Origin of the sequence: Leifsonia shinshuensis, assembly GCF_014217625.1 — a bacterium.
Lineage (GTDB): Bacteria > Actinomycetota > Actinomycetes > Actinomycetales > Microbacteriaceae > Leifsonia > Leifsonia shinshuensis_A.
Genome location: NZ_CP043641.1, coordinates 1,218,485 through 1,244,670 on the forward strand (window position 1 = coordinate 1,218,485; position 26,186 = coordinate 1,244,670).

General features: G+C 71.8%; 26 protein-coding genes. 10 read left to right on the forward strand and 16 right to left on the reverse strand.

The annotated features are described in order from the left end of the window. Nucleotides 1-47: 47 nt before the first annotated feature. The gene (locus F1C12_RS05890) at nucleotides 48-662 is read right to left on the reverse strand and encodes a general stress protein (protein WP_185277869.1); all 615 of its coding nucleotides are present in this window, start codon (nucleotides 660-662) and stop codon (nucleotides 48-50) included. Nucleotides 663-719: 57 nt separating this feature from the next. Here F1C12_RS05890 and F1C12_RS05895 point away from each other — a divergent pair, with 57 nt between their 5' ends. Genes F1C12_RS05895 through F1C12_RS05905 form a run of 3 tightly spaced genes read left to right on the forward strand, consistent with a single transcriptional unit; the run spans nucleotide 720 to nucleotide 3,700 of the window. Next, entirely contained in the window at nucleotides 720-2,033 is a 1,314-nt protein-coding gene (locus F1C12_RS05895; RefSeq protein ID WP_185277870.1) for a magnesium transporter MgtE N-terminal domain-containing protein, read from the forward strand. After that, on the forward strand, nucleotides 2,020-2,544 hold the full coding sequence (locus F1C12_RS05900; RefSeq protein WP_185277871.1) for a DUF1003 domain-containing protein: 525 nt from the start codon (nucleotides 2,020-2,022) through the stop codon (nucleotides 2,542-2,544). Before F1C12_RS05895 ends, F1C12_RS05900 begins: the two co-directional genes overlap by 14 nt. After that, complete coding sequence (locus tag F1C12_RS05905) at nucleotides 2,537-3,700, forward strand: Mrp/NBP35 family ATP-binding protein (RefSeq protein ID WP_185277872.1); 1,164 nt, start codon at nucleotides 2,537-2,539, stop codon at nucleotides 3,698-3,700. Before F1C12_RS05900 ends, F1C12_RS05905 begins: the two co-directional genes overlap by 8 nt. Here F1C12_RS05905 and F1C12_RS05910 read toward each other — a convergent pair. The 3 genes from F1C12_RS05910 to F1C12_RS05920 form a co-directional block, all read right to left on the reverse strand. Then, nucleotides 3,697-5,166 (reverse strand): pyridoxal phosphate-dependent decarboxylase family protein, encoded by a 1,470-nt coding sequence (locus F1C12_RS05910; RefSeq protein WP_185277873.1) that lies wholly within the window; start codon nucleotides 5,164-5,166, stop codon nucleotides 3,697-3,699. The two genes, F1C12_RS05905 and F1C12_RS05910, sit on opposite strands and share 4 nt — an antisense overlap. Then, the gene (locus tag F1C12_RS05915) at nucleotides 5,153-6,535 is read right to left on the reverse strand and encodes an MFS transporter (protein WP_185277874.1); all 1,383 of its coding nucleotides are present in this window, start codon (nucleotides 6,533-6,535) and stop codon (nucleotides 5,153-5,155) included. Before F1C12_RS05915 ends, F1C12_RS05910 begins: the two co-directional genes overlap by 14 nt. 94 nt (nucleotides 6,536-6,629) lie before the next feature. Then, the gene (locus F1C12_RS05920) at nucleotides 6,630-6,986 is read right to left on the reverse strand and encodes a Sec-independent protein translocase TatB (RefSeq protein ID WP_185277875.1); all 357 of its coding nucleotides are present in this window, start codon (nucleotides 6,984-6,986) and stop codon (nucleotides 6,630-6,632) included. A gap of 81 nt (nucleotides 6,987-7,067) precedes the next feature. Here F1C12_RS05920 and F1C12_RS05925 point away from each other — a divergent pair, with 81 nt between their 5' ends. Beyond that, nucleotides 7,068-7,700: an O-methyltransferase gene (locus tag F1C12_RS05925; RefSeq protein ID WP_185277876.1), complete on the forward strand. Its 633-nt coding sequence runs from the start codon at nucleotides 7,068-7,070 to the stop codon at nucleotides 7,698-7,700. A gap of 94 nt (nucleotides 7,701-7,794) precedes the next feature. Here F1C12_RS05925 and F1C12_RS05930 read toward each other — a convergent pair whose 3' ends face one another. The 3 genes from F1C12_RS05930 to dapE all read right to left on the reverse strand — a co-directional run bounded on the left by F1C12_RS05930 (nucleotide 7,795) and on the right by dapE (nucleotide 10,383). After that, nucleotides 7,795-7,968 carry a DUF3117 domain-containing protein gene (locus F1C12_RS05930; protein ID WP_021764147.1) on the reverse strand — a complete coding sequence of 58 codons (174 nt, stop codon included), beginning with the start codon at nucleotides 7,966-7,968 and terminating at the stop codon, nucleotides 7,795-7,797. 116 nt (nucleotides 7,969-8,084) lie between these two features. Then, the gene (locus F1C12_RS05935; protein ID WP_185277877.1) at nucleotides 8,085-9,332 is read right to left on the reverse strand and encodes a hypothetical protein; all 1,248 of its coding nucleotides are present in this window, start codon (nucleotides 9,330-9,332) and stop codon (nucleotides 8,085-8,087) included. After that, nucleotides 9,301-10,383, reverse strand: a complete 1,083-nt coding sequence (gene dapE, locus F1C12_RS05940; RefSeq protein WP_185277878.1) for a succinyl-diaminopimelate desuccinylase — start codon at nucleotides 10,381-10,383, stop codon at nucleotides 9,301-9,303. Before dapE ends, F1C12_RS05935 begins: the two co-directional genes overlap by 32 nt. 17 nt (nucleotides 10,384-10,400) lie before the next feature. Between dapE and dapD the strand changes: the two genes are divergently transcribed. Continuing rightward, the gene (gene dapD, locus F1C12_RS05945; protein WP_185277879.1) at nucleotides 10,401-11,390 is read left to right on the forward strand and encodes a 2,3,4,5-tetrahydropyridine-2,6-dicarboxylate N-succinyltransferase; all 990 of its coding nucleotides are present in this window, start codon (nucleotides 10,401-10,403) and stop codon (nucleotides 11,388-11,390) included. Between the two features lie 69 nt (nucleotides 11,391-11,459). Here dapD and F1C12_RS05950 read toward each other — a convergent pair whose 3' ends face one another. From F1C12_RS05950 to pdhA, 3 genes are read right to left on the reverse strand one after another with little or no spacing between them, the layout of a single operon-like run. Next, nucleotides 11,460-12,824: a dihydrolipoamide acetyltransferase family protein gene (locus F1C12_RS05950; RefSeq protein WP_185277880.1), complete on the reverse strand. Its 1,365-nt coding sequence runs from the start codon at nucleotides 12,822-12,824 to the stop codon at nucleotides 11,460-11,462. Beyond that, on the reverse strand, nucleotides 12,824-13,834 hold the full coding sequence (locus F1C12_RS05955) for an alpha-ketoacid dehydrogenase subunit beta (protein ID WP_185277881.1): 1,011 nt from the start codon (nucleotides 13,832-13,834) through the stop codon (nucleotides 12,824-12,826). The genes F1C12_RS05950 and F1C12_RS05955 overlap by 1 nt, the downstream gene beginning before the upstream one ends. Next, nucleotides 13,831-14,955, reverse strand: a complete 1,125-nt coding sequence (gene pdhA, locus F1C12_RS05960) for a pyruvate dehydrogenase (acetyl-transferring) E1 component subunit alpha (protein WP_185278811.1) — start codon at nucleotides 14,953-14,955, stop codon at nucleotides 13,831-13,833. Before pdhA ends, F1C12_RS05955 begins: the two co-directional genes overlap by 4 nt. A gap of 188 nt (nucleotides 14,956-15,143) precedes the next feature. Between pdhA and F1C12_RS05965 the strand changes: the two genes are divergently transcribed. Further along, nucleotides 15,144-15,608: an Lrp/AsnC family transcriptional regulator gene (locus F1C12_RS05965; RefSeq protein WP_185277882.1), complete on the forward strand. Its 465-nt coding sequence runs from the start codon at nucleotides 15,144-15,146 to the stop codon at nucleotides 15,606-15,608. Between the two features lie 128 nt (nucleotides 15,609-15,736). Here F1C12_RS05965 and F1C12_RS05970 read toward each other — a convergent pair whose 3' ends face one another. Both F1C12_RS05970 and F1C12_RS05975 read right to left on the reverse strand, forming a co-directional pair. After that, nucleotides 15,737-18,052: a polyribonucleotide nucleotidyltransferase gene (locus F1C12_RS05970; protein ID WP_185277883.1), complete on the reverse strand. Its 2,316-nt coding sequence runs from the start codon at nucleotides 18,050-18,052 to the stop codon at nucleotides 15,737-15,739. Between the two features lie 286 nt (nucleotides 18,053-18,338). Next, nucleotides 18,339-19,100 carry a fructosamine kinase family protein gene (locus F1C12_RS05975; RefSeq protein WP_185278812.1) on the reverse strand — a complete coding sequence of 254 codons (762 nt, stop codon included), beginning with the start codon at nucleotides 19,098-19,100 and terminating at the stop codon, nucleotides 18,339-18,341. 56 nt (nucleotides 19,101-19,156) lie between these two features. Here F1C12_RS05975 and F1C12_RS05980 point away from each other — a divergent pair, with 56 nt between their 5' ends. The 3 genes from F1C12_RS05980 to F1C12_RS05990 all read left to right on the forward strand — a co-directional run bounded on the left by F1C12_RS05980 (nucleotide 19,157) and on the right by F1C12_RS05990 (nucleotide 22,463). Continuing rightward, nucleotides 19,157-20,389 carry a GAF domain-containing protein gene (locus F1C12_RS05980; protein ID WP_185277884.1) on the forward strand — a complete coding sequence of 411 codons (1,233 nt, stop codon included), beginning with the start codon at nucleotides 19,157-19,159 and terminating at the stop codon, nucleotides 20,387-20,389. 89 nt (nucleotides 20,390-20,478) lie between these two features. Then, the gene (gene exaC, locus F1C12_RS05985) at nucleotides 20,479-22,059 is read left to right on the forward strand and encodes an acetaldehyde dehydrogenase ExaC (RefSeq protein ID WP_185277885.1); all 1,581 of its coding nucleotides are present in this window, start codon (nucleotides 20,479-20,481) and stop codon (nucleotides 22,057-22,059) included. A gap of 20 nt (nucleotides 22,060-22,079) precedes the next feature. Beyond that, on the forward strand, nucleotides 22,080-22,463 hold the full coding sequence (locus tag F1C12_RS05990) for a DUF779 domain-containing protein (RefSeq protein WP_185277886.1): 384 nt from the start codon (nucleotides 22,080-22,082) through the stop codon (nucleotides 22,461-22,463). A 16-nt stretch (nucleotides 22,464-22,479) separates the two neighbouring features. On the opposite strand, the gene F1C12_RS05995 is transcribed toward F1C12_RS05990, so the two are convergent. Then, a complete protein-coding gene (locus F1C12_RS05995; RefSeq protein ID WP_185277887.1) occupies nucleotides 22,480-22,917 on the reverse strand; it encodes a VanZ family protein in 438 nt (145 codons plus the stop codon). Between the two features lie 18 nt (nucleotides 22,918-22,935). Here F1C12_RS05995 and F1C12_RS06000 point away from each other — a divergent pair, with 18 nt between their 5' ends. Further along, a complete protein-coding gene (locus F1C12_RS06000) occupies nucleotides 22,936-24,123 on the forward strand; it encodes a low temperature requirement protein A (protein ID WP_258046140.1) in 1,188 nt (395 codons plus the stop codon). Nucleotides 24,124-24,376: 253 nt separating this feature from the next. Here the strand turns inward: F1C12_RS06000 and rpsO are convergent, their stop codons facing one another. From rpsO to F1C12_RS06015, 3 genes are all read right to left on the reverse strand, one after another. Next, nucleotides 24,377-24,646 (reverse strand): 30S ribosomal protein S15, encoded by a 270-nt coding sequence (gene rpsO / locus F1C12_RS06005; RefSeq protein ID WP_185277889.1) that lies wholly within the window; start codon nucleotides 24,644-24,646, stop codon nucleotides 24,377-24,379. 143 nt (nucleotides 24,647-24,789) lie between these two features. Beyond that, nucleotides 24,790-25,548, reverse strand: a complete 759-nt coding sequence (locus F1C12_RS06010) for a VOC family protein (RefSeq protein WP_185277890.1) — start codon at nucleotides 25,546-25,548, stop codon at nucleotides 24,790-24,792. A gap of 25 nt (nucleotides 25,549-25,573) precedes the next feature. Then, nucleotides 25,574-26,182 (reverse strand): TetR family transcriptional regulator, encoded by a 609-nt coding sequence (locus F1C12_RS06015; protein ID WP_185277891.1) that lies wholly within the window; start codon nucleotides 26,180-26,182, stop codon nucleotides 25,574-25,576. Between the last annotated feature and the right edge of the window lie 4 nt (nucleotides 26,183-26,186).

The following is a 26,186-nucleotide window of genomic DNA, read 5'->3' on the forward strand; positions in this document are numbered from 1 at the left end:
GAGTTCATCTTGCGCCCTGTGCGCGGGTGGCGCCAGAGCGGTCCGCGCTACGCGGGGGGCCGCTGATCGTCCGCCGGCGGCTCCGGCTGCGCCGGCTCCGGCTGCGCCGGAGGCGCGGGCGGCGGGTCGGAGGGGTGCGCGGGCGGAGTCCACGCGCCAGGGGCCGGCTGCACATCGGCGACGCCGCCGAGCAGGTTGCGCGCCCGGTTGACCAGGTCGGAGTCCACCAGCACCGAGTAGCTGGTCGCGATCACCTGCATCACCGACGTGTAGTCGCGGCGGCGGCGGTTGATCGCGTACGACACGATCCCGAACAGCATCCCGAAGCCGGCGCCGATGAGCACGGCCGCGATGACGAACGCGTAGCTCACGGTCGGCGAGAAGATGATCAGCAGCAGCCCGAAGAAGATGCCGAGCCAGGCTCCGGAGGCCGCCCCGGCGAGCGCGACGCGCCCCCAGGTGAGCTTTCCGGTCACCCGCTCCACGCTCTTGAGGTCGCTGCCGACGATCGAGACCTTGTCGACCGGGAAGTCGGCGCGGGCCAGCACGTCGACCGCTTGCTGAGCGTCCACATAGGTCTCGTAGGTGGCCACGACCTCTCCCCGGGGCATGGTCGGGAAGAGCATCCGGTTGCGTCCGCCGAGCGGGCTGGGTGTGGTCATCCCGCCATTGTCCCATCCTCACCGTCCGCCCGGCTGCTAGGGCTTAAGTTATTAGACGTGAGCACCCGTATCTTCGTCGCCCGGTTGGCCGGCACCAGCGTGTTCGATCCGGTCGGCGACCGGGTCGGCAAGGTGCGCGACGTGCTGGTGGTGTACCGCAAGGACGATCCGCCCAGCGTGGTCGGGCTGATCGTCGAGATCCCGGGCAAGCGCCGCGTGTTCCTGTCGATCGGCCGGGTGACCAGCATCTCCAGCGGCCAGATCATCACCAACGGGCTCATCAACGTGCGCCGGTTCGAGCAGCGCGGCGGCGAGGTCCGGGTCATCGCGGAGCTCCTGGGGCGCAAGGTCGTCTTCACCGACGGCACCGGCGAGGCGACGATCGAGGATGTCGCCATCCAGGAGTCCGCGACCGGCGAGTGGGCGGTGAGCCAGCTCTTCGTGCGGCGGCCCAAGTCCGGCGCCTCCCCGTTCGGCAAGGGCCAGACGACGTTCGCCGCCTGGAACGAGGTGCGCGAGAAGCAGGCCCGCGGCGAGGCGCAGTCCGCCGAGCAGCTGATCGCCGCCTACTCGGAGCTGAAGCCCGCCGACCTCGCCAACACCCTCCTCGACCTCCCGCAGCAGCGGATGTTGGAGGTGGCGGAGGAGCTTCCCGACGACCGGCTCGCCGACGTGCTCGAGGAGATGCCGGAGAGCGAGCAGGTGCAGATCCTCGCGAAGCTCGACGACGACCGCGCCGCCGACGTGCTCGACCAGATGCAGCCCGACGACGCCGCCGACCTCATCGCCCAGCTCTCCGACGAGCGTGGCGAGCACCTCCTGGAGCTGATGGAGCCCGAGGAGGCCGACGACGTGCGCATGCTGCTCAGCTATGCGCCGGAGACCGCCGGCGGCCTCATGACGACCGAGCCGATCATCGTGTCGGCCGACGCCACGGTCGCGGAGGGTCTCGCGCTCATCCGCCGCCACGAGCTCGCTCCGGCGCTCGGCGCCGCCGTCTGCGTGACGCTGCCGCCGTACGAGGCGCCCACCGGGCGGTTCCTCGGCATGGTGCACTTCCAGCGGATGCTGCGCTACCCGCCGCACGTCCGTCTCGGCACCCTGCTCGACCCGAGCCTGGAGCCGGTGACGGCCGACACCTCCGCCGCCGAGGTCTCCCGCATCCTCGCCAGCTACAACCTCGTCTCCGTCCCGGTGGTGGACGAGAAGCACCGGCTCGTCGGGGTGGTGACCATCGACGACATCCTCGACTACCTGCTCCCCGACGACTGGCGAAGTCAGGACGAGGACGAGCCCGTCAAGGCGCCGTCCGACGAGACCGGCAGTATCCGCATCGTGAACGGAAGGAGGGGCGGAAGTGGCACGAGGTAAGCAGGACGCCAGTCTGGACGCCCCGAAGGGCCTCCGCACGTCGGTGATCCCCCGGCGCGACCCGCTGGAGCAGAGCGACCGGTTCGGCCGGTTCACGGAGTGGATCGCGCGCGCCATGGGGACGCCGTGGTTCATCGTCGGGCTGACCGTCTTCGTCGCGGCCTGGATGTTGTGGAACACCCTCCTTCCGACCGCCTGGCGCTTCGACTCCGCGGCATTGGGCTTCATCGCCCTGACGCTGGTGCTGTCGCTGCAGGCGTCGTACGCCGCCCCGCTCATCCTGCTCGCGCAGAACCGGCAGGACGACCGCGACCGCGTGCAGATCGAGCAGGACCGCCAGCGCGCCGAGCGGAACCTCGCCGACACCGAGTACCTGGCGAGGGAGGTCGTCGCCCTGCGCCTGGCGGTCAAGGACATGGCGACGAAGGACTTCATCCGCGCCGAGCTGCGCGCCCTGCTGGAGGACCTGGACAAGGGCGACCCCGCCGAGACCGGACGCGCACGTGCCTGACCCGGTCCCGTCCGGTCCGGGCGTCGCCGAGCTGATCGGGCGCGCCCTCTCCGGCGTCCTCGACCCCGAGATCCGCAAGCCGGTCACCGAGCTGGACATGATCGGCGGGGTGGAGGTGTCCGGCGACGGCCACGCGACCGTGCGCGTGAAGCTGACCATCGTCGGCTGCCCTGCGGCCGACAAGATCGAGCGGGACGTGCGCGCCGCCACGGCTTCCGTCCCCGGCGTCACCGACGTGACGGTCGACGTCTCCGTGATGACGCCCGCCGAGCGCGCGGCGCTCACCGAGAAGTTGCGCGGCGGACGGGCTGCGCGCGCCCAGCAGTTCGGCCCCGACTCGCTGACCCGCGTCTACGCCGTCACCAGCGGCAAGGGCGGTGTGGGCAAGTCCACCGTCACCGCGAACCTCGCCGTCGCGCTCGCCGAGCGCGGCCTCCGGGTCGGCCTGGTGGACGCCGACGTGCACGGCTTCTCGATCCCCGGACTGCTCGGCCTGACCGACGCGGACGGCGTCGCCGTGCGGCCGACCCGCGTGGACGACATGATCCTGCCGCCGGTCGCCTACGGCGTGAAGGTCATCTCGATCGGGATGTTCGTGGACTCCTCGTCGGCGGCCGTCGCCTGGCGCGGCCCGATGCTGCACCGCACGATCCAGCAGTTCCTGGGCGATGTGTTCTTCGGCGACCTGGATGTCCTGCTCCTCGACCTCCCGCCAGGGACAGGAGACGTCGCGATCTCGGTCGGCCAGCTCCTGCCGCAGGCCGAGGTGCTCGTGATCACCACCCCGCAACCAGCCGCCGCCGATGTGGCCGAGCGCAGCGGCGTGGTCGCCCGCCAGACCGGCCAGCGAATCGTCGGCGTCGTGGAGAACATGGCCGGGCTCGTGCAGCCGGACGGCAGCGTGCTGGAACTGTTCGGCTCCGGCGGCGGCGCGGAGGTCGCGCGGCGGCTCTCGGCCGGACAGGACGAGGCGGTGCCGCTGCTGGCCAGCGTCCCGCTCAGCGTGCCGCTGCGCACCGGGGGCGACGCCGGGGCGCCGATCGTGGTCACCGACCCGCAGGACCCGGCCGCTGCGGCGATCCGCGCGGTCGCCGCGAGCCTCGCGGTGCGTCCCCGCGACCTCCCGCGGCGCAAGCTCCCGCTCTCGACCCGCTAGGCGGGCTCCACGATCCGGGCCAGGAGCTCCACCAGCAGGCGCTCGGTCACCGGGCGCGGCAACGCCTCGATCAGCGCCAGCAGCGGCGCCTGCTCGTCCGGGAGGCCGGGGGCGTCGCCCGCGATCCCCACGGCGCGCAGCAGGGCGGCGGCGGTGTCCGAGTCCAGCGGCCGGTCGCCGAGCGGCGGCAGCGCCGACAGCGCCGCCGCGGCGTCCACCGCCGGCACGCCACGTACGTCGTCCGCGGAGGCCCGCAGGGCGGCCTCCAGCTCGTCGAGGCGGTCGCGGGTGACCGGCGTGATCGTCAGGTGCGTGGTGTGCGTCAGGTGCGTGCCGTCGGGCTGCGTCAGCCCCGGCTGGAGCTGGAGGTGCCAGCCGCGCCGGCGCGCCCGGTCGGCCCAGTGGTGCGGGTCGACCCTGCGGTCCTCCGGCACGGCGTCGTCGGCCGCGACCGCCAGCAGCGGCCCGGTCGGCGATCCCACGACCCGCAGCCCCTCGATGTCGCCGACGATGTCGGCGAGCGTGCGGGTGGCCCGCAGGCAGGCCTCCGCGAGCGAGGCGAAGCCGCGCGCCCCGAGCGCCTGGATGATCGCCCACGACGCCGCGAGAGCGCCGGCCGACTTGGAGCCGAGCAGGGTCGGGTTCACCACCGGGTAGCCCGGCCAGCCGGTCGTCGCGAAGTACTGCAGCCGCTGCCGGTCGCGCCCGCGCTGCAGCAGCACGCTGGCGCCCTTCGGCGCGTAGCCGAACTTGTGGAGGTCGGCCGACAGGCTGGTGACCCCGGCGACGCGGAAGTCCCACGCCGGCAGCGCCGACCCGTCCGGCTCGCGCCAGAACGGCAGGATCCAGCCGCCGATGCAGGCGTCCACGTGGAGGTCGACCCCGGCCTCGTCGCACGCCGCGGCGACCTCCTCGACCGGGTCGAGCGAGCCGTACGGGTACGACGGCGCGGAGACGACCGCGAGTGCGACGTCCGGGCCCAGGCGCTCGATCAGCAGAGCTGCGTCCAGACTGCCGGTGTCGGAGTCGACCGGCACCAGGTCCAGCTCCAGCCCGAAGTACTCGGCTGCCTTGTGGAACGCCGCGTGCACGGTCACCGGCGCCACGATGCGCGGCACGCCGGAGCCGCCACGCGCGCGCCAGGCCTCTCGCGCGGTCTTCACCGCGAGCAGGCACGACTCGGTGCCGCCGGAGGTGACCGAGCCGACCACGTCGTCGCCGCCGTGCAGCAGCTCGCGGGCGAAGCCGAGCACTTCCCGCTCCATCACGGCGACCGAGGTGAACGTCGTGGGGTCGAGCCCGTTCACCGGCTGCACCATCCGCACCGCGGCCGCCGCCAGCTCGTCGAGCTCCGCGATCCCGGAGTCGTACACGTAGCTGAGCACGTGGCCGCCGTGCGTCGGCGCGTCCGCGGCCCGCAGGCCCGCGAGGCGGCTCAGGATGGCGTTCCGGTCAAAGGGCGTCATCGACGTCTCCCTTCCGCAGCCGGTACCGCAACAGCGGCGCCAGGCTCGCAGCGATGATCGCCGCGGGGATGAGGCTGAAGCTCAACACGATCCCGGTCACGGCCTCCGCGGGCTGGGTCGCGCCCCCGGCCACTGCGGCCGCGTCCGACGCCGAGCGCGCGATGTAGCCGGTGAGCGCGAGCACGATGGTGAGCACGGTCGCCCCGAGCGCCATGCCGGTGGTCTCCCCCGCCGTCCACATCCCGCCGAACGTCCCCGCCCGGCCGGGCCCGTTGTGGCGCGCGTCGTGCGAGATCACGTCGGGCAGCATCGCCATCGGCAGCGACTGCATGCCCGCGTACGCGGCCCCGGCGACCGCGACGGGCAGGTACACCCAGGCGCCGGGGAACCAGACCAGCAGCACCATCGAGAGCGCCGCCACCCCGAACAGGACGCTCGCGAGCAGGAAGCCGCGCTCCTTGCCGATCCGGCGCGCGACGACGCCCCACAGCGGCGTGACGACCAGCGCGGGGCCGATCAGCGCGATGAAGAGGAAGGTGACGGCGTCCTCCGAGTGCAGCACCCAGGTCGCCACGTAGTTCGCGCCGGCCAGCATCATCCCGGTCGCCAGGCCCTGCAGGAGGAACGTGAGCAGAAGGGCGCGGAACGGCTGGCTGTCACGCAGCGCGCCGATCCCCGCGGCGTAGTTCGTGCGCAGGGTCGTCAGAACGCCCTCCCGCGGCGGCAGGACCTCGGCGGGCAGCTGCCGCGGCGCGACGAAGGCGGAGACGAGCATCCCGGCGCCGATCACGACGCCCGCGACGAGCGCCATCAGGAAGTAGCCGGCGAAGTCGTTCCCGCCGCCGAGCGAGCGCAGGGCCGGGCCGCCGGCGCCGAATAGCAGGATCGCGAACGTGAGCACCACGACCCGCCAGGTCAGCAGGCGGGTGCGCTCGTCGTAACCCGACGCGAGCTCGGCCGGGAGGGCGATGTACGGCACCTGGAACAGGCTGAACACGGTCGCCGTCAGCAGGAACGCCACGAACACCCACACCGCCGCGGGCACGGCTGCGGTCCCGGACGGGACGGCGAAGGTCAGCAGGAAGAACACCGGCAGCGCCACCGCGCCCAGCAGCATCATCGGCCGGCGCGACCCGCGCGCGGCGAGCATCCGGTCGCTGCGCGCGCCGATCACGGGGTCGATGATCACGTCCCACACCTTCGCGACGGTCACGACGAGGCCCGCGGCGATCGCGGCGACGCCGAGGCTGTCGGTCAGGTAGTAGACGAGGACCAGCCCCGGGAGCGTCGCGAAGCCTCCGGTGCCGAGCGAGCCGACGGCGTAACGGGCGACGGTCGCCCGGGTCAGCGACTGCTGCGTTGCGATCATTCCCGCATCGTATGGGATGCAGAGTCGTATCGGGGCGCAGTGCGTCAGCGACGCGCGAGCGATTCTGTACGGGCGCTCAGGCGGTCGGCGCCGCTCAGGTGGATTCGGGATCGAACGGCGGCACCGTGCCGGGAGGGAGGCTCGACCGCTGGGTCAGCGCCGACGGCGTCACCGGCTTGATCGCGGACGGCGCGGGGGCGTCGTCCAGCAGGGCCTCGCGGATGATGCGGCGAGGGTCGTACTGACGGGGGTCGAGCTTCTTCCAGTCGACGTCGTCGAACTCCGGCCCCATCTCCTCCTTCATGCGGTCCTTGGCGCCGTCGGCGAAGTCGCGCACCGTGCGCACGAACTGCCGCAGCTTGCCCGCGTAGAGCGGAAGCCGTTCCGGCCCGATGAGGAACGCGGCGATCACAGCTACGATGAGGAGCTTCTCGAAGGTCAGGCCGAACACACATACAGAGTATCGCGCGCGGCTGCACGAATGCTGGATCGACTGGGCCTATTCTGGACCGAGGCCACCGACGGGAGACACGTGTCTGACAAGGACTCGAACTGGAGATTCGCCGACGACGTCATCGTCGAGAGCGAGGTGATCGTCCGAGCCCGGCAGCAGTCGCTGGAGCTGGGCGTCGACCCGATCGCTCCCAGCACGGGCGCGCAGGCGGCCGTCGTGGTCGCCGCGACCAAGGCCGAGAACATCGTGGAGATCGGCACCGGCGTCGGCGTCTCCGGGCTCTGGCTGCTGCACGGTGGCGCCGAGGCGCAGCTCACCAGCATCGACATCGAGGTGGACCACCAGCAGCACGCCCGCACGTTCTTCACCGAGGCGGGCGTCGCGGCCAACCGCGTCCGGCTCATCACCGGGCACGCGCTCGACGTGCTCCCCCGGATGAACGAGAACTCCTACGACATCGTCTTCATCGACGCCGACCCGCAGTCGGTCATCGAGTATGTCGAGCACGGCCTCCGCCTGGTCCGCCCGGGCGGCACGGTCCTGGTCGCCCGCGCGCTCTGGCGCGGCCGGGTCGCCGACCCCGCGGCGCGCGACCCGCTGTCGACCGGCTACCGCACGCTGATCACCGAGACAGCGGCCTCCGGTGCGGTGATCAGCGCGCTCTCGCCCGCCGGCGACGGGCTGCTGCAGATCACCAAGCTGATGCCCTGACGGCCGTCCCGGACAACGAGGTTCCGTACAACGAGGAAGGGGCCCCGATCGCTCGGGGCCCCTTCTCGGGTATCTCGTTCAGTCGGGTACGTCGTCAGGACGCGCTCACGACACTCGCGAGAGCGTCGTGAAGCTCCTTGGCCTCCGCGTCGTTGACGGAGACGACCAGACGTCCCCCACCTTCGAGCGGCACCCGCACGATGATGAGCCGTCCCTCCTTCACAGCCTCCATCGGCCCGTCCCCGGTCCTCGGCTTCATGGCCGCCATGCAGCTCCCCTTTCGTGGATGTCGTGTCTATTATCCGTCATCCGCGGCTGACGGGGGAAATCGCCGGTCTACCCCAGGCGCAATGGGCCGCGCGCGAGACGGTGGTCAGGAGCCGATCACGGCGGCGACCAGTCGGCCCCGTCCACGCCCCAGCAGATCGCGATCCAGCCGACCTGCAGCGCCACGAAGAGGACGACCATCCCGACCCGGTACACCCGGCTCTTCGGCATCGCGACGGCGCCCAGCAGCGGGAACAGCGGCATGAGGAGGCGGAACGTGCTCGACTGCGGGAAGAACACCGCGAACAGGTACAGCGAGTAGGCGGCGATCCAGAACCGGAGGTCGACCCCGAGCCGGCGGACGGCGGGAGAGAACAGCAGCACGGCGTAGACGGCCACCAGCAGCACGAGCGCGATCACGCCGATCCAGCCCGGCACGCCGAGCATCACGCTCGCCCACCAGTCCGCGCCCTGGAACCACGGCGTGAACGGCACGAGGTGCGTGTAGCCGATGTACGGCGCGCGCCAGGCGAGCTCGGTGTCCGTGTAGGCGGTCCAGGAGCCGGTGGCCATCGCGGCGATCGCGGGCCAGGCGACTCCGGCGACCGCGCTGAAGACCGCGAGCGACACGCTCAGCACCCGCTCCCGCACCGGGAACGGCTCGTCGCGTCGGCGCAGCCACCGGTAGACCACGTGGAGGCCGACCGCGAGCGCGAAGGCCAGCCCGCTCGGCCGGGTGAACGCCATCGCGAGCACGACGGGGAACAGCCAGCCGTACCTCCGCTCGACCAGGAGCAGCAGCGCGCCGGCGAGCAGCAGCAGGTAGAGCGACTCGGCGTAGGCGAGCTGGAACAGCGGCGAGACCGGCGAGAAGCAGAACAGCACGACCGCGAACATGCTCGTGGACGCGCCGAGCCCGACGCGCAGCATCAGCCGGTAGAACACCAGAGCAGCGCCGGCCGCGCAGACGAGCGACACCAGCACCGCGGCGGGCGACCACGGCAGCCGGGTCAGGAACATCACCGCGTCGACGAGGCCCGGGTAGCCCGGCAGGAACGCCCAGGCGTTCTCGGTCACGTGGAGGCCGTCGGCCGACGGCAGGGACGCCGGGTAGCCGCTGACCGCGACGATGTTGTACCAGAGGCCGTCCCAGATGGTCGCGAACGAGAAGTAGTCGGGGTGCGCGCCGGTCCAGGGGTTCTTGCCCTGGTTGGCGGCGAAGATCAGCAGGATGACGGTGGTGACCACCCGGCTGGCGAGGAAGACGCCGAGGACACGCACCCACCAGCGCGACCACCAGGGGCCGCGCGGCGTCAGCGCCGCCTCGTCGGCCTCAGCGGGCGCGGGAACCGCTGAGCCAGGCACGGAGACCGGCCTCCACCGAGACGATCTGCTCCACGTCGACGCGCTCGTCGTCGGCGTGCGCCTTCAGGGGGTCGCCTGGGCCGTAGTTGACCGCGGGGATGCCGAGCGCGCTGAACCGGGCGACGTCCGTCCAGCCGTACTTGGGCTTGGCGACGCCGCCGACCGCGGCCAGGAACTCCTGCGCGAGCGGCGCGTCGAGACCGGGACGCGCGCCGTCGGCGCGGTCCACCACGGTGATCTCGTAGCCGTCGAAGAGCTCGTGCATGTAGGCGATGGCCTCCTCCGAGCTGCGGGAGGGTGCGAACCGGTAGTTGATGTGCACCATCGCCTCGTCGGGGATGATGTTGCCCGCGACGCCGCCCGAGACGCCGACGGCGTTCAGGCCCTCGCGGTACACCAGGCCGTCGACCTCCACCTCGCGGGCGGTGTAGCCGGCCAGCAGGTCGAGGACCGGAGCGATCTTGTGGATGGCGTTCTCGCCGACCCAGCCGCGGGCCGAGTGGGCGCGCAGCCCGTAGGCGCGCACCTCGACGCGCAGGTTGCCGTTGCAGCCGCCCTCCACGACGCCGTTGCTCGGCTCGCCCAGGATCGCGAAGTCGCCGACGAACAGGTCGGGCCGGTTGCGGGCGAGGCGGCCGAGGCCGTTCAGCTCGGCGTTGACCTCCTCGTGGTCGTACCACATCCAGGTCACGTCGATGGCGGGATCGGTGAGCTCTGCGGCGAGCTTGAGCTGCACGGCGACACCGGCCTTCATGTCGACCGTGCCGCGGCCCCAGAGGTAGCGCACGCCGCCGTCCTCCTCGAACCGGGTCGGCAGGTTGCCGTTCAGCGGGACCGTGTCGATGTGGCCGGCGATCAGCGCGCGGCGCTCGCGGCCGAGGTTCGTACGCGCCACGACGGTGTCGCCGTCACGGATGATCTCCAGGTGCGGCAGCGGGGACAGGGTCTCCACGATCGCGTCCGCGAGGGACTTCTCGTTGCCGGACACCGACTCGATGTCGCAGATCTGCCGGGTGAGGTCGATGGACGAGGCGCTGAGGTCGAGAGGCACGCTACTAATCTAGGGGCATGCCTTCCGACTTTCCTGACGAGTCCGCCGCGTCCGCGAACGCCCGCTCCGCCTGGGGGTACGGGCTGGCCACGATCGCCGGGGACGGCACCGTGCTCGACACCTGGTTCCCCGAGCCGCAGCTCGGCCGCCTCCCCGCCGGCCGCGAGCGCTGGATCGCTCCCGCCGAGTTCGAGGAGCTCGCCGGCGAGGACGCCCGCCGCAATGTGCGCATCGACATCGTGACGGTGGAGATCGACTTCGACACCGCCCCGGCCTCCACGCCGGACGCCTACCTCCGGCTGCACCTGCTCTCGCACCTGCTCGCGCGGCCGAACACGGTGAACCTCGACGGGATCTTCGCGCACCTGCCGATCGTCGCCTGGACCAACGCCGGGCCGGTCCTCCCTGCCGACCTGGACCGGCTGCGGCCGACGCTGCAGCGCGCCGGCATCCACGTGACCGGGATCGACAAGTTCCCGCGCCTGCTCGACTACGTGACGCCCGACCGGGTGCGCATCGCGGACGCCTCCCGGGTGCGTCTCGGGGCGCACCTCGCGCCCGGCACGACGGTGATGCACGAGGGCTTCGTCAATTTCAACGCGGGCACGCTGGGCTCCTCGATGGTGGAGGGCCGGATCTCGCAGGGCGTGGTCGTCGGCGACGGCTCGGACATCGGCGGCGGCGCGTCCATCATGGGCACGCTCTCCGGCGGCGGCACCCAGCGCGTCGCGATCGGCGAGCGCGCGCTGCTCGGCGCGAACTCCGGCATCGGCATCTCGATCGGCGACGACACCGTCGTGGAGGCCGGGCTCTACGTCACGGCGGGCACGAAGGTGGTCGTGGTCGACGGCCCTGCGACCGCAGACGGCCGCCCGCAGACGATCAAGGCGGTCGAGCTCTCCGGCGTGCCCGGGCTGCTGTTCCGCCGCAACTCGCTCACCGGCGCCGTGGAGGTCCTCCGCCGCTCCGGCACCGGCGTCGAACTCAACGCCGCCCTCCACGCCTGACCCGTCGCCGAGGGGCACGTAGACGCCCTTATGAGGCGCTTTTAGGGGCGTTTACGTGCCCTTCGACGGTTAGACGAGGGTGAGGACGGAGGCGGGGTCCGCCAGGATGCGGCCGATGTCGGCGAGGAAACGGGAGCCCTGCTCGCCGTCCACGATCCGGTGGTCGAACGTCAGCGCGAGCGTGAGCACGTCGCGCAGGGCGATCTCGCCCCTGTGCTCCCACGGTTGACGGCGCACCGCTCCGACGGCCAGGATCGCGGCCTCCCCCGGGGTGAGGATCGGGGTGCCCGCGTCCACGCCGAACACGCCGACGTTGGTGATCGTGATCGTCCCGCCGGTCAGCGCGGCCGGCGGCGTCTTGCCCGAGCGCGCGGTGACGGCGAGGTCGCGGATCGCCCCGGACAGCTCGGCCAGCGAGTGGCCGTCAGCATTGCGGATCACCGGCACCAGCAGACCGCGCGGGGTCGCCGCGGCGATGCCGAGGTGGATCGCGCGGGTCTGCACGATCTCCTGGGCGGCCTCGTCCCACTTCGAGTTGACCTCCGGCGTGCGCCGCGCCGCCAGGCACATCGCCTTCGCGACCACGGCGAGGAGGCCGGGGCGCGCGTCGGCGAGGTCGGGCCGGGCGCGCAGGCGCTCGATCAGCTCGGTCGTCGGCGTGACGTCGACCGTGAGGAAGACCGTCGCCTGCGGAGCACCGAACGCGCTGCGGACCATCGCGTCGGCGGTCGCCTTGCGGACGCCCTTGATCGGGATGCGAAGCTCGCCGGGCGCGGCCTCCGCCGGTGCGGTAGCCGCCGGCGCCGACGCGAACGCTTCGAGGTCGGCACGCGTCACGAGCCCGCGCTCGCCCGTGCCGGTGACCGCGGCGAGGTCGATGCCGCGCTCGCGGGCCAGCTTGCGGACCGGAGGGGTCGCGCGCGGGCGCTCGCCCACCGCGCTGTCGGCCGTCGACGCGCGGGAGGCGGCAGGCTCCGCTGCGGGCGGTGGCGCGATCGGCGCCGATGCGGCAGGCTGCGCCGCGACCGGAGCCGCCGCAGGCGAACCGAGTCCCGGGCGTGCCCGCCGAGCAGGCCGTCCCTTGGCGTCCGGGCGCGCGCCGTAGCCGACGAGCACCGCCTCGCGGGCCTCCACCGGCTCCGCGGCCCCGGCGGACTCCGCCGCAGCGGGGTCCGGGTCGGCCCCGGCGGCACCCGCCACCTCGAACGCGACCAGCGGCTCCCCCACCGCCACCGTCACGCCGGGCTCGACGTACAGCCGCGACACCGTGCCCTCGTAGGGCGCGGGCAGCTCGACCAGCGCCTTGGCCGTCTCCACCTCCGCGATGATCTGGTTGAGCCGCACCGTGTCGCCCACGGCGACATGCCAGCTCACCAGCTCCGACTCGGTGAGTCCCTCGCCGAGGTCCGGGAGGGCGAAGTCCTTGACCGCCATCAGTCCTCCACTCCGCTCAGCGAGTTCGGGCGGTCCATGACGCGGTCGATGCCGTCGAGGATCCGGTCGAGGTCGGGCAGGTGGTGGGCCTCCAGCCGGGCGGGCGGGTACGGGATGTCGTGGCCGGTGATGCGCACCGGCGCGTGCTCCAGGTGGTAGAAGCAGCGCTCCGTGATGGAGGCGGAGATCTCCGCCCCGAGGCCGCCGGACAGCGCGGCCTCGTGCGTGACGACCAGGCGGCCGGTCTTCCGCACCGACGCCGCGACCGTGTCGAGGTCGAGCGGCGAGAGCGAGCGGAGGTCCACGACCTCCACCGAGATGCCCTCGTCCCCGGCCGCGAGCGCCGCGTCCGACGCCATCTGCACCAGGCCGCCGTAGGTCACCAGAGTGACGTCGCTTCCCGAGGTGAGGACCTGCGCGGTGCCCATCGGGCGGGCGTCCGCGAGCGCGGCCTCCTCGTCCACCTCGCCCTTGGCGTGGTAGCGCCGCTTCGGCTCGAAGAACAGCACGGGGTCGTCGGACGCGATGGCCTGCTGGATGAGCGTGTACGCGTCCTGCGGGGTCGACGGGCTCACGACCCGCAACCCCGCGGCGTGCGCGAAGTACGCCTCGGGCGAGTCGGAGTGGTGCTCGGCCGCGCCGATGCCGCCCGCGAACGGCACGCGGATGGTGATCGGCATGCGCACGGCGCCAGCGGTCCGGTAGTGCATGCGCGCCACCTGGCTGACGATCTGGTCGAACGCCGGGTAGATGAAGCCGTCGAACTGGATCTCCACCACGGGACGCAGCCCGCGGTACGCCATCCCGACAGCGGTGCCGAGGATGCCGGACTCCGCCAGCGGCGAGTCCATGACGCGACGTGGGCCGAACTCGGTCTGGAGGCCGTCGGTCACCCGGAAGACGCCGCCGAGCGTGCCGATGTCCTCGCCCATCAGGACGACCCTGTCGTCCTCGGCGAGCGAACGGCGGAGGCCGGCGTTGATGGCCTTGGCCATGGTCAGTGCGGTCATCGGTCACCGCCCACGAACGTGCGCAGGTAGCGCGAGTAGTGGTCCCGCTCGCGGGCGAGACCCGTGTGCGGCTCGGCGTACACGTTGTCGAAGACCGACAGCGGATCCGGGTCCTGCAGCGCGACGACGCCCTGGCGCATCTCGGCGGCGACGCGGTCGGCGTGCTCCTGGATGGCGGTGAGCGCCTCCGGGGTGAGCAGGCCCTCCGCGGCGAGGTACGCCTCCACCCGGGCGATCGGGTCTTTGGCGCGCCATTCGTCCAGCTCGGCCGGGTCGCGGTAACGGCTCGGGTCGTCGGCGGTGGTGTGCGGGCCCATCCGGTAGGTGACGGCCTCGATGAAGGTCGGGCCGCCTCCGCTACGGGCGCGGTCGAGGGCGGAACGGGTCACCGCCATGACCGCCAGCACGTCGTTGCCGTCGACCCGGACGCTCGGCACGCCGAAGCCGGGGGCGCGCTCGGCGATCGGGCGCTGCGCCTGCAGGCCGACCGGCTCGGAGATCGCGTACTGGTTGTTCTGGCAGAAGAAGATGACAGGGGCCGCGTAGGTCGCGGCGAAGATCAGCGCCTCGTTCACGTCGCCCTCGGAGGTCGCGCCGTCGCCGAAGTACGCGACCGCGGCGGCGTCGGTGCCGTCGGCCTGGATGCCGATGGCGTAGCCGGTGGCGTGGAGGGTCTGGGCGCCGATGATGACCTGCGGGGTCGCCATGTTGATGTCGTAGGGGTTCCAGCCGGACTGCGTCGTGCCCCGCCACACCCGGAGCAGGTCGACCAGGCCCGCGCCGCGGCAGTAGGCCACGCCGTGCTCGCGGTAGCTGGAGAAGACGAAGTCGTCACGGCGGAGCGCACGGCCGGAGCCGATCTGGGAGGCCTCCTGGCCGAGCAGCGGCGGCCACAGGCCCAGCTCGCCCTGGCGCTGCAGGGCGGTCGCCTCGGAGTCGATGCGGCGGATGACGACCATGTCCTCGTAGAGGCCGAGCAGCTGCTGCGGGCCGATGTCGGAGACCCAGGCGTCGAAGCGGACGTCGCTGGTGCGCACGCCCTCGGGAGTCAGAAGCCGGACGGTGTCGGCGCCGGCCGGAAGGTGGACGTCGTCCAGTCGGGTGTCGGGCTGATTGTCGATCGTCACGGTTCACGCAACCTTCACTCTCGCGTCCGGCCGCCCGCTTGTGGCAGGCACGACCGGCTTCCGGCCTCCTTGCCGGAATTACTCGAAAGGCTACGCTCCACGATCAGGCCGCACAACCGACGGCGTGTCGACCGTGCAGAGTGCACTGTCGCTGCTCGTGTTGAGGTGCTAGCTTTCACACTATGCGCACGTTCGACAGCACCGACCGACGCATCCTCGTCGCGCTCGCCGACGACCCCCGGTCGACCAACGTCTCCCTCGCCGACCGGCTCGGCCTCAGCCGCAACACGGTGCAGGCGCGGGTCGCCGAACTGGAGCGGAACGGGGCGTTCCTGTCGTTCGAGCGGCGTATCTCCGCGACCGCCGCCGGCTACCCTCTGGCGGCCTTCGTGACGGTGCACGTGCAGCAGCAGAAGCTCGCCGGGATCGTGGAGCACCTGGCGGGGATCCCGGAGATCGTGCAGGCGCACGGACTGTCCGGGCCGTCCGACCTGCTGCTGCGGGTGGTCTGCACGGACGCGGAGGACCTGTTCCGCATCACGGGCGCGATCCAGTCCACCGACGGCGTCGAGCGCGCCGAGACCTCCCTCGACATGGGCGAGCTGATCCCCTACCGGCTGCGGCCCCTGCTGACCCGCGGCGCCTGACCTGAACATTCGTGACGAATGTCGCGAAAGTTCGCGTCATTCACGACATTCGTCACGAATGTTCGGAGGCGGGAACGGCGAAGGCCGCACCGACTTTCGTCGGCGCGGCCTTCGTTACGTGCGGGAGCTCAGCTCTCGACGGTCTCCACGGCGCCCTCGGCGGGGGCGGCGGGACCCTCGGAGGCCGCGTCGCGACCCTGGGTGTCCGCCTCCTCGGCGAGGACCGGGGCGAGCGACAGCTTTCCACGGTCGTCGATCTTGGTGATCTCCACCAGGATCTTCTGGCCGACGCCGAGGACGTCCTCGACGTTCTCGACGCGCTTGCCACCGGCGAGCTTGCGCACCTCGGAGATGTGCAGCAGGCCGTCCTTGCCGGGCAGCAGCGAGATGAACGCGCCGAACGCGGCGATCTTGACGACGGTTCCGAGGAACTGCTCGCCGACCTCCGGGTTCGTCGGGTTCGCGATCGCGTTGACCTGGGCGCGGGCCGCCTCGGCCGAGGGGCCGTCGGTGGCGCCGATGTAGACGGTGCCGTCCTCCTCGATGGAGATCTCGGCGCCGGTCTCGTCCTGGATCGCGTTGATCGTCTTGCCCTTCGGGCCGATCAGCTCGCCGATCTTGTCGACCGGGATCTGGACCGAGATCACGCGCGGCGCGGTCGGGGCCATCTCGTCCGGGGTGTCGATCGCGGCGTTCAGCACGCTGAGGATGGTCGTACGAGCATCCTTGGCCTGCTTGAGCGCGCCCGCCAGCACCGACGACGGGATGCCGTCGAGCTTGGTGTCGAGCTGGATCGCGGTGACGAACTCGCTGGTGCCTGCGACCTTGAAGTCCATATCGCCGAGCGCGTCCTCCGCGCCCAGGATGTCGGTGAGCGCCGCGTAGCGGGTCTCACCGTCGACGACGTCGGAGATCAGGCCCATGGCGATGCCGGCGACCGGCGCGCGCAGCGGCACACCGGCGTTCAGCAGCGACAGGGTGGAGGCGCAGACCGAGCCCATCGACGTCGAGCCGTTGGAGCTCAGCGCCTCGGAGACCTGACGGATCGCGTACGGGAACTCCTCGCGGGTCGGCAGCACCGGAACGAGCGCGCGCTCGGCCAGGAAGCCGTGGCCGATCTCGCGACGCTTCGGCGAGCCGACGCGGCCGGTCTCACCGGTCGAGTACGGCGGGAAGTTGTAGTGGTGCAGGTAGCGCTTCTTCGTGACAGGCGACAGCGAGTCGATCTGCTGCTCCATCTTGAGCATGTTCAGCGTGGTGACGCCCAGGATCTGGGTCTCGCCGCGCTGGAAGATGGCCGAGCCGTGGACGCGCGGGATGACCTGCACCTCGGCGTCGAGCGGACGGATGTCGGTCAGGCCGCGGCCGTCGATGCGGATGCCCTCGCGCAGCACGCGGCCGCGCATGACCACCTTGGACACCGACTTGTAGGCGGCGGAGAGCTGCGTGAGCACCTCCGCGTCGAGCACGCCGGCCTCCACCTTCTCGGTGAGGGCCACCTTGACGCGCTCCTTGAGGGCGTCGTCGGCGTTCTGGCGCTCGACCTTATCGGCGATCTGGTAGACGTTCACGAGCTCGTCGTAGGCGAGGCCGGCGACGTTGTCGTAGGTCTCCTGCGAGTAGGGCAGGAAGACCGGGTAGTCGGCGATCGCCTTCGCCGCCTGCGAGGCGAGCACGGTCTGCGCGCCGACCAGCTGGCGGATGAACGGCTTGGCGGCCTCCAGACCCTGGGCGACGACCTCCTCGTTCGGCTTGACGGCGCCGCCCTGGATCAGGTTCCAGCTGCCCTCGGTGGCCTCCGCCTCGACCATCATGATCGCGACGTCGCCCTCGGTGCCGTCCTCGTTGGTGAGGACGCGGCCGGCGACGACGAGGTCGAAGACGGCCTCCTCGAGCTGCGAGGCCTTCGGGAAGGCGATCCACTGGTCCTCGTGCTGGCCGTTGCCGGGGATGAGCGCGAGGCGCACACCGGCGATCGGGCCGGAGAACGGCAGGCCGGAGATCTGGGTGGAGGCGCTGGCCGCGTTGATGGCGAGCGCGTCGTAGAACTCGTCCGGAGCGATGCTGAGGACGGTGATGACGATCTGGACCTCGTTGCGGAGGCCGTCGACGAACGACGGGCGCAACGGGCGGTCGATCAGGCGGCAGACCAGGATCGCCTCGGTCGAGGGGCGGCCCTCACGACGGAAGAACGAGCCGGGGATCTTGCCGGCGGCGTACGAGCGCTCCTCGACGTCGACGGTCAGCGGGAAGAAGTCGAAGTTGTCCTTCGGGTGCTTGCTGGCGCTCGTCGCGCTCAGCAGCATGGTCTCCTCGTCGAGGTAGGCGGCGACGGCGCCCTGCGCCTGCTGGGCGAGGCGTCCGGTCTCGAACCGGACGGTGCGGGTGCCGAAGCGTCCATTGTCGAGGACGGCTTCGGCGAACTTGATTTCGGGACCTTCCAAGAGGTCTTTCTCCTTTGTTTAACGTCGCAGCCCCGTCTGGGCGCGACTCCACAACGGAGCGAGCAGGCAGTTCGACACGGTTTCGTGTACGCGGCATCCCATGCGGGTGCGTGGGGCTGAGCCCGTCTGGCCATCAGTAGAAATACACGGTTGCGGTTGTGCCTCTCGCACAGCGCATCCGGATACCACCACCGAGGACCAGCTCCTGCCAGCCTGCTCCACCGGCCGGCGTTCGGCCGACCACCGGAATCCTATCAGTCGTGGTGCTTAGGAGGCCGGAATTCCGCTATCGGAGCGCGAGCGTCGCCCGCGCGGCGTCCGCCAGGGCCGCGCCGTAGGACGGCCCGTGCCCTGCGGCGTGCACCGCGAGCGGGTGCAGCTGGTGCAGCGGAACGCGCTCCCGCCATGCGGCGCGCAGCGGCCGGGCGGCGTCGTACGCGGCGAGGATGTCGTCCAGCCCGGGCGCGCCGAACAGCGCCAGCATGGCCAGGTCCGTCTCGCGGTGGCCGCCGTGCGCGGCCGGGTCGATGAGCACGGCGCCCTCCGGCGACCAGAGCACGTTGCCGGTCCAGAGGTCGCCGTGCAGCCGCGCGGGAGGCTCGTCGTCGTCGAAGTCGCCGGCCTCCACCCGCTCCAGGGCGGCGTCGACCACCTCCCGCTGCTCTGCGGTCAGGTTGCCGGCCGCCACCGCAGGGTCGAGGTAGGGCCGGACGCGGTCCCGCGCGTAGAAGAGGCCCCAGGAGTCCTCGCGGGCGACCGGGAGCGGCCGGCGACCGATGAAGAGCGGCCCGTCCCAGCCGTCGGGCGGGGCGCCGAAGGCGGCGGCCCCTGCGGCGTGCGTGGCCGCGAGTGCGGCGCCGAACGCGCGGGCGGCGCCGGCGCTCGGGCGGGTCTCCTGGATCTCCTCCAGCTCGATCCGGCCGGGGCCGACGTCCGCGACGCGCACGACGCGGGCGCCGCCGTCGCGCTCGGCCTCGGCGAGCCAGCTCAGGCCCGCGGCCTCCGCCTCGAAGAACCGCGCGGGCGCGTCGGGGTGTTCCTTCAGGATGGTGCGCACGCGACCACCGTACTCAGCAATGCGCGGCACCGCGTACGATGCTGCGCATGGACGACGCCGTCGACGCCCTGGAGGGCGCTCAGCATCCCGGGCTGCGGCCCGTGGTGGACGCCTCCTGGCGGCGCGCCGAGCAGGCGCACCTGGACCCCGCCGTCGCCGCCCCGCTCGTCCTGGACGGTCCCGGACTGGAGGATGCCAGGCGCAGTCATCCCATCGCGGCCGCCCTGCCGGTGATCCGGCAGCTGCTCGTGCGCGACGCCGAGCCGGACAGCCGGGTGGTCGTGGCGGTCGGCGACGCCCGCGGCCGGCTGCTCTGGGTGGAAGGCGACCCCGTGCTGCGGAGGCGGGCCGAGTCGATGCTGTTCGTGCCGGGGTCCGCCTGGGCCGAGGGCGACGTCGGCACCTCGGCGCCCGGCACCGCGCTCGCGATCGGCGACGGCGTGCAGATCCGAGGCGCCGAGCACTTCGCGCAGGATGTGAAGCCGTGGAGCTGCACGGCCGTCCCGGTGCGCGACCCCGAGACCGGCGACATCATCGGCGTGATCGATGTGACCGGCGGCGACCAGGTGGCCGAGCCGCACGTGCTGCCGCTGCTGGAGGCGACGGCGGCCGCGGTGGAGCGGGAGCTGCTCATCGCGCGGCTGCGGGAAGCGCGCACACCCGGCGCCGCCCGCCGCGACCGTCCGCGTCCGGCCATCGCCGCACTGCGCGTCCTCGGCCGCGACACCGGTGCGCTGTCCGGAGCGGACGGCCGGGCCGGGACGCTGAGCGCGCGGCACAGCGAGCTTCTCACCCTGCTCTCGTGGCACCGCGACGGCCTGTCGGCGGAGCGGCTGGCCGAGCTGGTCTACGGCGACCCGGCCTCCACGGTCACCCTGCGCGCGGAGATCGTGCGGCTGCGGAAGGCGATCGCCGCGATCGCCCCGGAGCTCGGCCCGCTCGCCCGCCCGTACCGGCTCGCGGCGCCGCTGGAGACCGACCTCGGCGCGGTGCTCGACCTGCAGCGCCGCGGCGCGCATCGGGCGGCGATCGCGTCGTACGGCGGCGGCCCGCTCCCCGGCTCCGACGCGCCCGGCGTCGAGGAGCTGCGCGAGGACGTCATCGCCCGGCTGCGCGAGGCCCTGCTGGAGTCCGGCTCGGCCGACCTCCTGATCGCCTGGGGCGAGACCGAGCGCGGCTCGGCCGACGAGGACATCTGGCGCGCGGCCCTCCAGGCGCTGCCGCCGCACTCCCCCCGCCGCGCGCAGGTCGTGGCGCGGCTGCTCGAGCTCGAGTCCTGACGTCGCGCAACAGGACGCAACCTCCGGCTGCGTAACCTCCCGGACCAGAGGCGTGCGATGGGCGCACGCGACAGTCAAGGGAGACTCGAATGACTCTGAGCCCGGAACAGACCGACGGCGCTGCGGCGGCCGTCGCCACGGAGAAGCCGAGCGTCTACGCCCGGCCCGGCACCGCGGGCTCCGTCGTGAGCTTCGCGACCCGCTACGACCACTTCATCGGCGGCCGCTACGTCGCCCCGGCGAGCGGCCAGTACTTCGAGGACGTCACGCCGGTGACCGGGAGGCCGTTCACCGAGATCGCGCGCGGCACCGCCGCCGACGTCGACCGGGCCGTGGACGCCGCGTGGGCTGCGTTCCCCGAGTGGAGCAGGACCTCCGCCGCCGAGCGCGCGCTGCTGCTCACCCGCATCGCCGACCGCATGGAGGCCAACCTCGAGCTGCTCGCCGTCGCCGAGACCTGGGAGAACGGCAAGCCGGTGCGCGAGACGCTCGCGGCCGACATCCCGCTCGCGATCGACCACTTCCGCTACTTCGCCGGTGCGATCCGCGCCCAGGAGGGCGGCATCAGCGAGCTCGACCACGACACGATCGCGTACCACTTCCACGAGCCGCTCGGCGTCGTCGCGCAGATCATCCCGTGGAACTTCCCGATCCTGATGGCCACGTGGAAGCTCGCGCCGGCCCTCGCCGCGGGCAACTGCGTGGTGCTGAAGCCCGCTGAGCAGACGCCGGCCTCCATCCACGTCCTCCTCGACCTGATCCGCGACCTGCTGCCGGACGGCGTGCTCAACATCGTCAACGGCTTCGGCTTCGAGGCGGGCGCCCCGCTCGCCTCGCACCCGCGCGTCCGCAAAGTCGCGTTCACCGGCGAAACCACGACCGGCCGGCTGATCATGCAGTACGCGAGCGAGAACCTGATCCCGGTGACGCTGGAGCTCGGCGGCAAGAGCCCGAACATCTTCTTCGAGGACGTCGCGGCGCAGAAGGACTCGTTCTACGACAAGGCGCTGGAGGGCTTCTCGTTCTTCGCGCTGAACCAGGGCGAGGTCTGCACCTGCCCGTCCCGCGCTCTGGTGCAGAAGTCGATCTACGACGGCTTCGTCGCCGACGGGCTGGAGCGCGTGAAGCGCATCACGCAGGGCGACCCGCTCGACGTCTCCACGATGATCGGCGCGCAGGCCTCCAACGACCAGCTGGAGAAGATCCTCTCCTACATGGACATCGGGCGGCAGGAGGGCGCGAAGCTGCTCACCGGCGGCGAGCGCGCCGACCTGGGCGGGGACCTCGCCGGCGGGTTCTACGTGCAGCCGACCGTTTTCGAGGGCGTCAACTCGATGCGGATCTTCCAGGAGGAGATCTTCGGCCCGGTGCTCGCGCTGACCAGCTTCGACGGCTTCGACGACGCGATCGCGACCGCCAACGACACGCTGTACGGGCTGGGCGCCGGCGTCTGGAGCCGCGACGGGTCGCAGCTCTACCGGGCCGGGCGCGCGATCGAGGCCGGCCGGGTCTGGTCGAACACGTACCACCAGTACCCCGCGCATGCGGCGTTCGGCGGGTACAAGCAGTCCGGCATCGGCCGGGAGAACCACAAGATGATGCTGGACCACTACCAGCAGACCAAGAACCTGCTGGTGTCGTACGCCGACGGCCCGATGGGGTTCTTCTAGAGCCGACGGGACCTCGGCTGATGGAGACCATCCCGTCCCGCGTGGACGTCACGCCGGCCGCCGCAGCGATGCTGCGGCGGCTGGCGGCCGCCCACGGCCCGCTCATGTTCCACCAGTCCGGCGGCTGCTGCGACGGCTCGTCGCCGATGTGCTATCCGGTCGGGATGTTCCGGGTCGGCGCCTCCGACGTGCTGCTCGGCGCTCCGGAGGTCGACGGGATCGGCCCCGTGCGCGTGTTCATGTCGGCCGCCCAGTTCGAGTACTGGAAGTACACGCACCTGACGATCGACTTGGTCGACGGCCGCGGCAGCGGGTTCTCGGTGGAGGCTCCGGAGGGCAAGCGGTTCCTCATCCGGTCCCGGCTGCTCGACGACGCCGAGCTGGCCGCGTTCGGGCTGGACTGAGCGAACGGGCCGGGACTCACAGACCGCGGGAGGGCGTCGCATCCGGGCGCGACCGGCGCCCTCCCGCAACGACCGCCACCAGCGCGATCCCGATCACCGTCCCGAGAGCGTTCGCGAGCAGGTCCCGCGGGTCGCTCACCCGCGCCGGCAGGAACAGCTGCACGAACTCGATCGTCAGCGTGGCCGCGGCGCCGAGCGCGAACGCCAGCCACCACCGCCAGCGGCCGAGCAGCACCGCGAACAGGACGCCCATCGGGACGAACAGCAGGATGTTCGCCGTGAACTCCACCACGTCGTAGTCGACCCAGGCGAGCAGCTGCGTCGACGCGAAGGTCGCCAGCAACCCATCCAGCAGCGTGTTGCGGTGCGGGTCGGCCGGGAACGGGTTCAGCGTGATCCACGCCACGACCAGCAGGTAGGCGGCGGTGACGGCGAGGAGGACGCGGTGGAGCATCCTCCTATGCTTGCGCACATGAGCATCGCCTTCCGCATCCCGATGTCCGGTCGGTCGACCGATGAGGAGCACCGCGTCTCCAGCCCGCTCGAGCTGCTCTTCGACCTCACGTTCGTCGTCGCGGTCGCCCAGGTGTCCGCGCAGCTGGCGCGCGCGAGCGAGCAGGGCCACGCTCTCGCCTCCCTCGGCCCCTATCTGATGGTGTTCTTCGCGATCTGGTGGGCGTGGATGAACTTCACCTGGTTCGCGTCGGCGTACGACACGGACGACGTGCCCTACCGGCTGATGACGATGCTGCAGATGGGCGGTGTGCTGGTGCTGGCGGCGGGAGTGCCTGCCGCGTTCGAGCGCCAGGAATTCACCGCGATAATCATCGGCTACGTCATCATGCGGCTGGCGATGGTGGGCCAGTGGGTGCGCGCGGCGATCGAGCATCCCGACGGGCGGACCACGGCGCGCAGGTACGCGATTGGGATCGCGGCGGTTCAGGTGCTGTGGGTGGCCTGGGGCTTCCTGCCCGTCGAACTGAAGCTCTGGACATTCCTGCTCGCCGCCCTGCTGGAACTGCTGGTGCCGGTGTGGGCGGAGCGGCCGGGGATGACCTCCTGGCACCCGCACCACATCGCGGAGCGCTACGGCCTGTTCACGATCATCGTCCTCGGCGAGTCGGTCTCGGCCTCCGCGATCGGCGTGCAGAACGCGCTGGCGGCGCACGGCGTCTCCCCCGCGCTGGTCCTGATCGCGGCGGCCGGCCTGGTGCTGCTCTTCGCGCTGTGGTGGCTGTACTTCCTGGAGCCCGCGGCGGAGGGGCTCCAGTCGAACCGCGGGAGGTCGTTCTACTGGGGCTACGGCCACTACTTCGTCTTCGCGTCGCTCGCCGCGCTCGGGGCCGGGCTGGAGGTCGCGGTGCAGCGCGGCGCAGCGCACGCGGAGGTGTCGGACGCCGCCGTCGAGTACGCGATCGCGGTGCCGGTCGCGGTGTTCCTGCTGATGCTCTACGTGCTGCACGCACCGCTGGTGCCGGAGGTCGTCATCCGCCCGCTGAAGACCGGGATAGCCATCCTGCTGGTGCTGCTGGCGCCGCTCGCGTCGCCGGTGATCGGGCTCGTGGGCGTGGTGATCGTGGTGGCGCTGGCGGCGGCGGGGCTGGTCGCGGCGACGCTGATCGACCGGGTGGTGGCCGCACGCCGCGCCGACACCGACTGACGCGGGCGCGATTCGTGCCGAATCTCGCGTCTGGTGAGCCCTTTCGGAAGATTCGTGCCGAATGTGACCGCAATCGCATGGCGCGACTCGTGCCGAATGTGGGGATTGGCGGCCTCATTCACGACATTCATGACGAATGTCGGGGGCGGAACGCGGAACGGGCCGCCACCCGAAGGTGACGGCCCGTTCGCAAGAAGCTCGCGTTGTCGATCGAAGACCGACCTGCGTGCGACCTGACGTTATCGACGCTGCGTTATCGACGCAGACCGAGGCGCTCGATGAGGGCGCGGTAGCGGTTGATGTCGATGTCCGACAGGTAGCCGAGCAGGCGGCGACGCTGACCGACCAGGAGGAGCAGGCCACGACGCGAGTGGTGGTCGTGCTTGTGCTCCTTGAGGTGCTCGGTGAGGTCCTTGATCCGCTTGGTCAGGATGGCGACCTGAACCTCGGGGGATCCGGTGTCACCGGGGTGGGTCGCGTACTCTTCGATGATCGCCTTCTTGGTCTCTGCATCCAGTGCCATAGAGGGGATCCCCTTTCTCTCGTTGCGCGGTGCCCGGGGCCGAATGCCTGGGCTCTCTTTATCCGCGGCCGTTCAGACGGCAACCTGAAGAGTTTATCAGACCGGGATGCGCGCGAAGTCCGCGCGAGAGGCGGCGAAGAGCCTCATCGCGCCTCCGGCTCGAGCAGGCCGAAACCGGCGCCCTGGGCGTCCGCGACGATCGCCCAGCGGCCGACGCCCTCGGCCGCGACCGGGGCCTCGAGGATGCTCCCGCCGAGCTCGGTGAGCCGCAGCACGGCGGCGTCGAGGTCGGCCACGCCGAAGTAGACGAGCCAGTGCGCCTGCACGCCGGGCGCCGCCGTGGTCGCGCCGGCGACGTTGGCCGGGCCGACGTCGAAGAGGCCGTACGGCTCGTCGTTCACGCGCATCTCGCTCACGGCGACGCCGAGCACCGCCTCGTAGAACGGGAAGGTGCCCTCGTAGTCGGGCGCGGCGAGCTCCAGCCAGTCCACCGCGCCCGGCTCGTCGCGCAGCCACGGCGCGTCGTGGTCGCGCTGCCAGAGGCCGAGCACGGCGCCTGCGGGGTCCGCGACGATGGCGAGCCGCACGCCGGGCATGAGCTCGCCCGGTGGCAGGAGCACCGCTCCCCCGGTCTCCGTGGCCGCCGCGGCGGACGCGTCGATGTCGGCCACGGCGAAGTACACGGTCCAGACCGGGCGCTCCATGCCGGGCGGGAACGGCCCGATCGCGGTGACCGGCGTTCCGCTCAGCTCGGCGACCGCGTAGCCGCCGTGCGCAGGGTCGGCCTCCGGGACGTGCCAGCCGAACAGCGACCGGTAGAACGAGGACGCGGCGGCGCGGTCGGAGGTCTGGAGGTCGGCCCAGACGGGCGTGCCGGGAGGGAATTCGGTGACGGTCGGCATGGCCGCCAGGGTACTCGCGCCCGGGTCAGCCGGGCAGCCCGCGCAGCACCTCGTCCAGCGCCTGCACCGCTGTCGCCGCCGGGTCGTCGCCCACCCCGCGCGACGCCCACCAGAGCAGCGCCGAGAAGTTCGCCGAGCTGATCGCGTCGGCGAGCACTTGCGCCCGCAGCGAGTCCGCCGGCACACCGAGCCTGCGGGCGATGAACTCCGCGAGGATGTCGCGATTGGCGCCGAGCCGGGTCAGCCCGAAACCGATCAGCGCGGGGTCGGAGGCCATCAGCCTCAGCCGGAACCGGGTCGCCTCGATCCCGTCGGGGCCGAGGTCGAGCGACTCCGTGATGGCGCGGGCGATCACGTCGCGCGGGCGCTCGTCCGCCGGCGCCGAGTCCAGGACCTGGTGCATCCGCTCGACCACCGGCTCCAGGCCGCCCCAGACCAGGTCGGGCTTGGACGGGAAGTAGCGGAACAGCGTCCGCCGCCCGATCCCGGCGAGCGCGGCGATCTCGTCCATCGTGGTCGCCTCGTAGCCGTGCTGCTCGAAATGCCGCAAGGCCAGCAGCGCGACGCGGTCCGGGTCGACGTCGGCGGGCCGGCCGCGGCGGCGCGGCGTGGATTCGGCTTCGAGCGAATTCATGGTC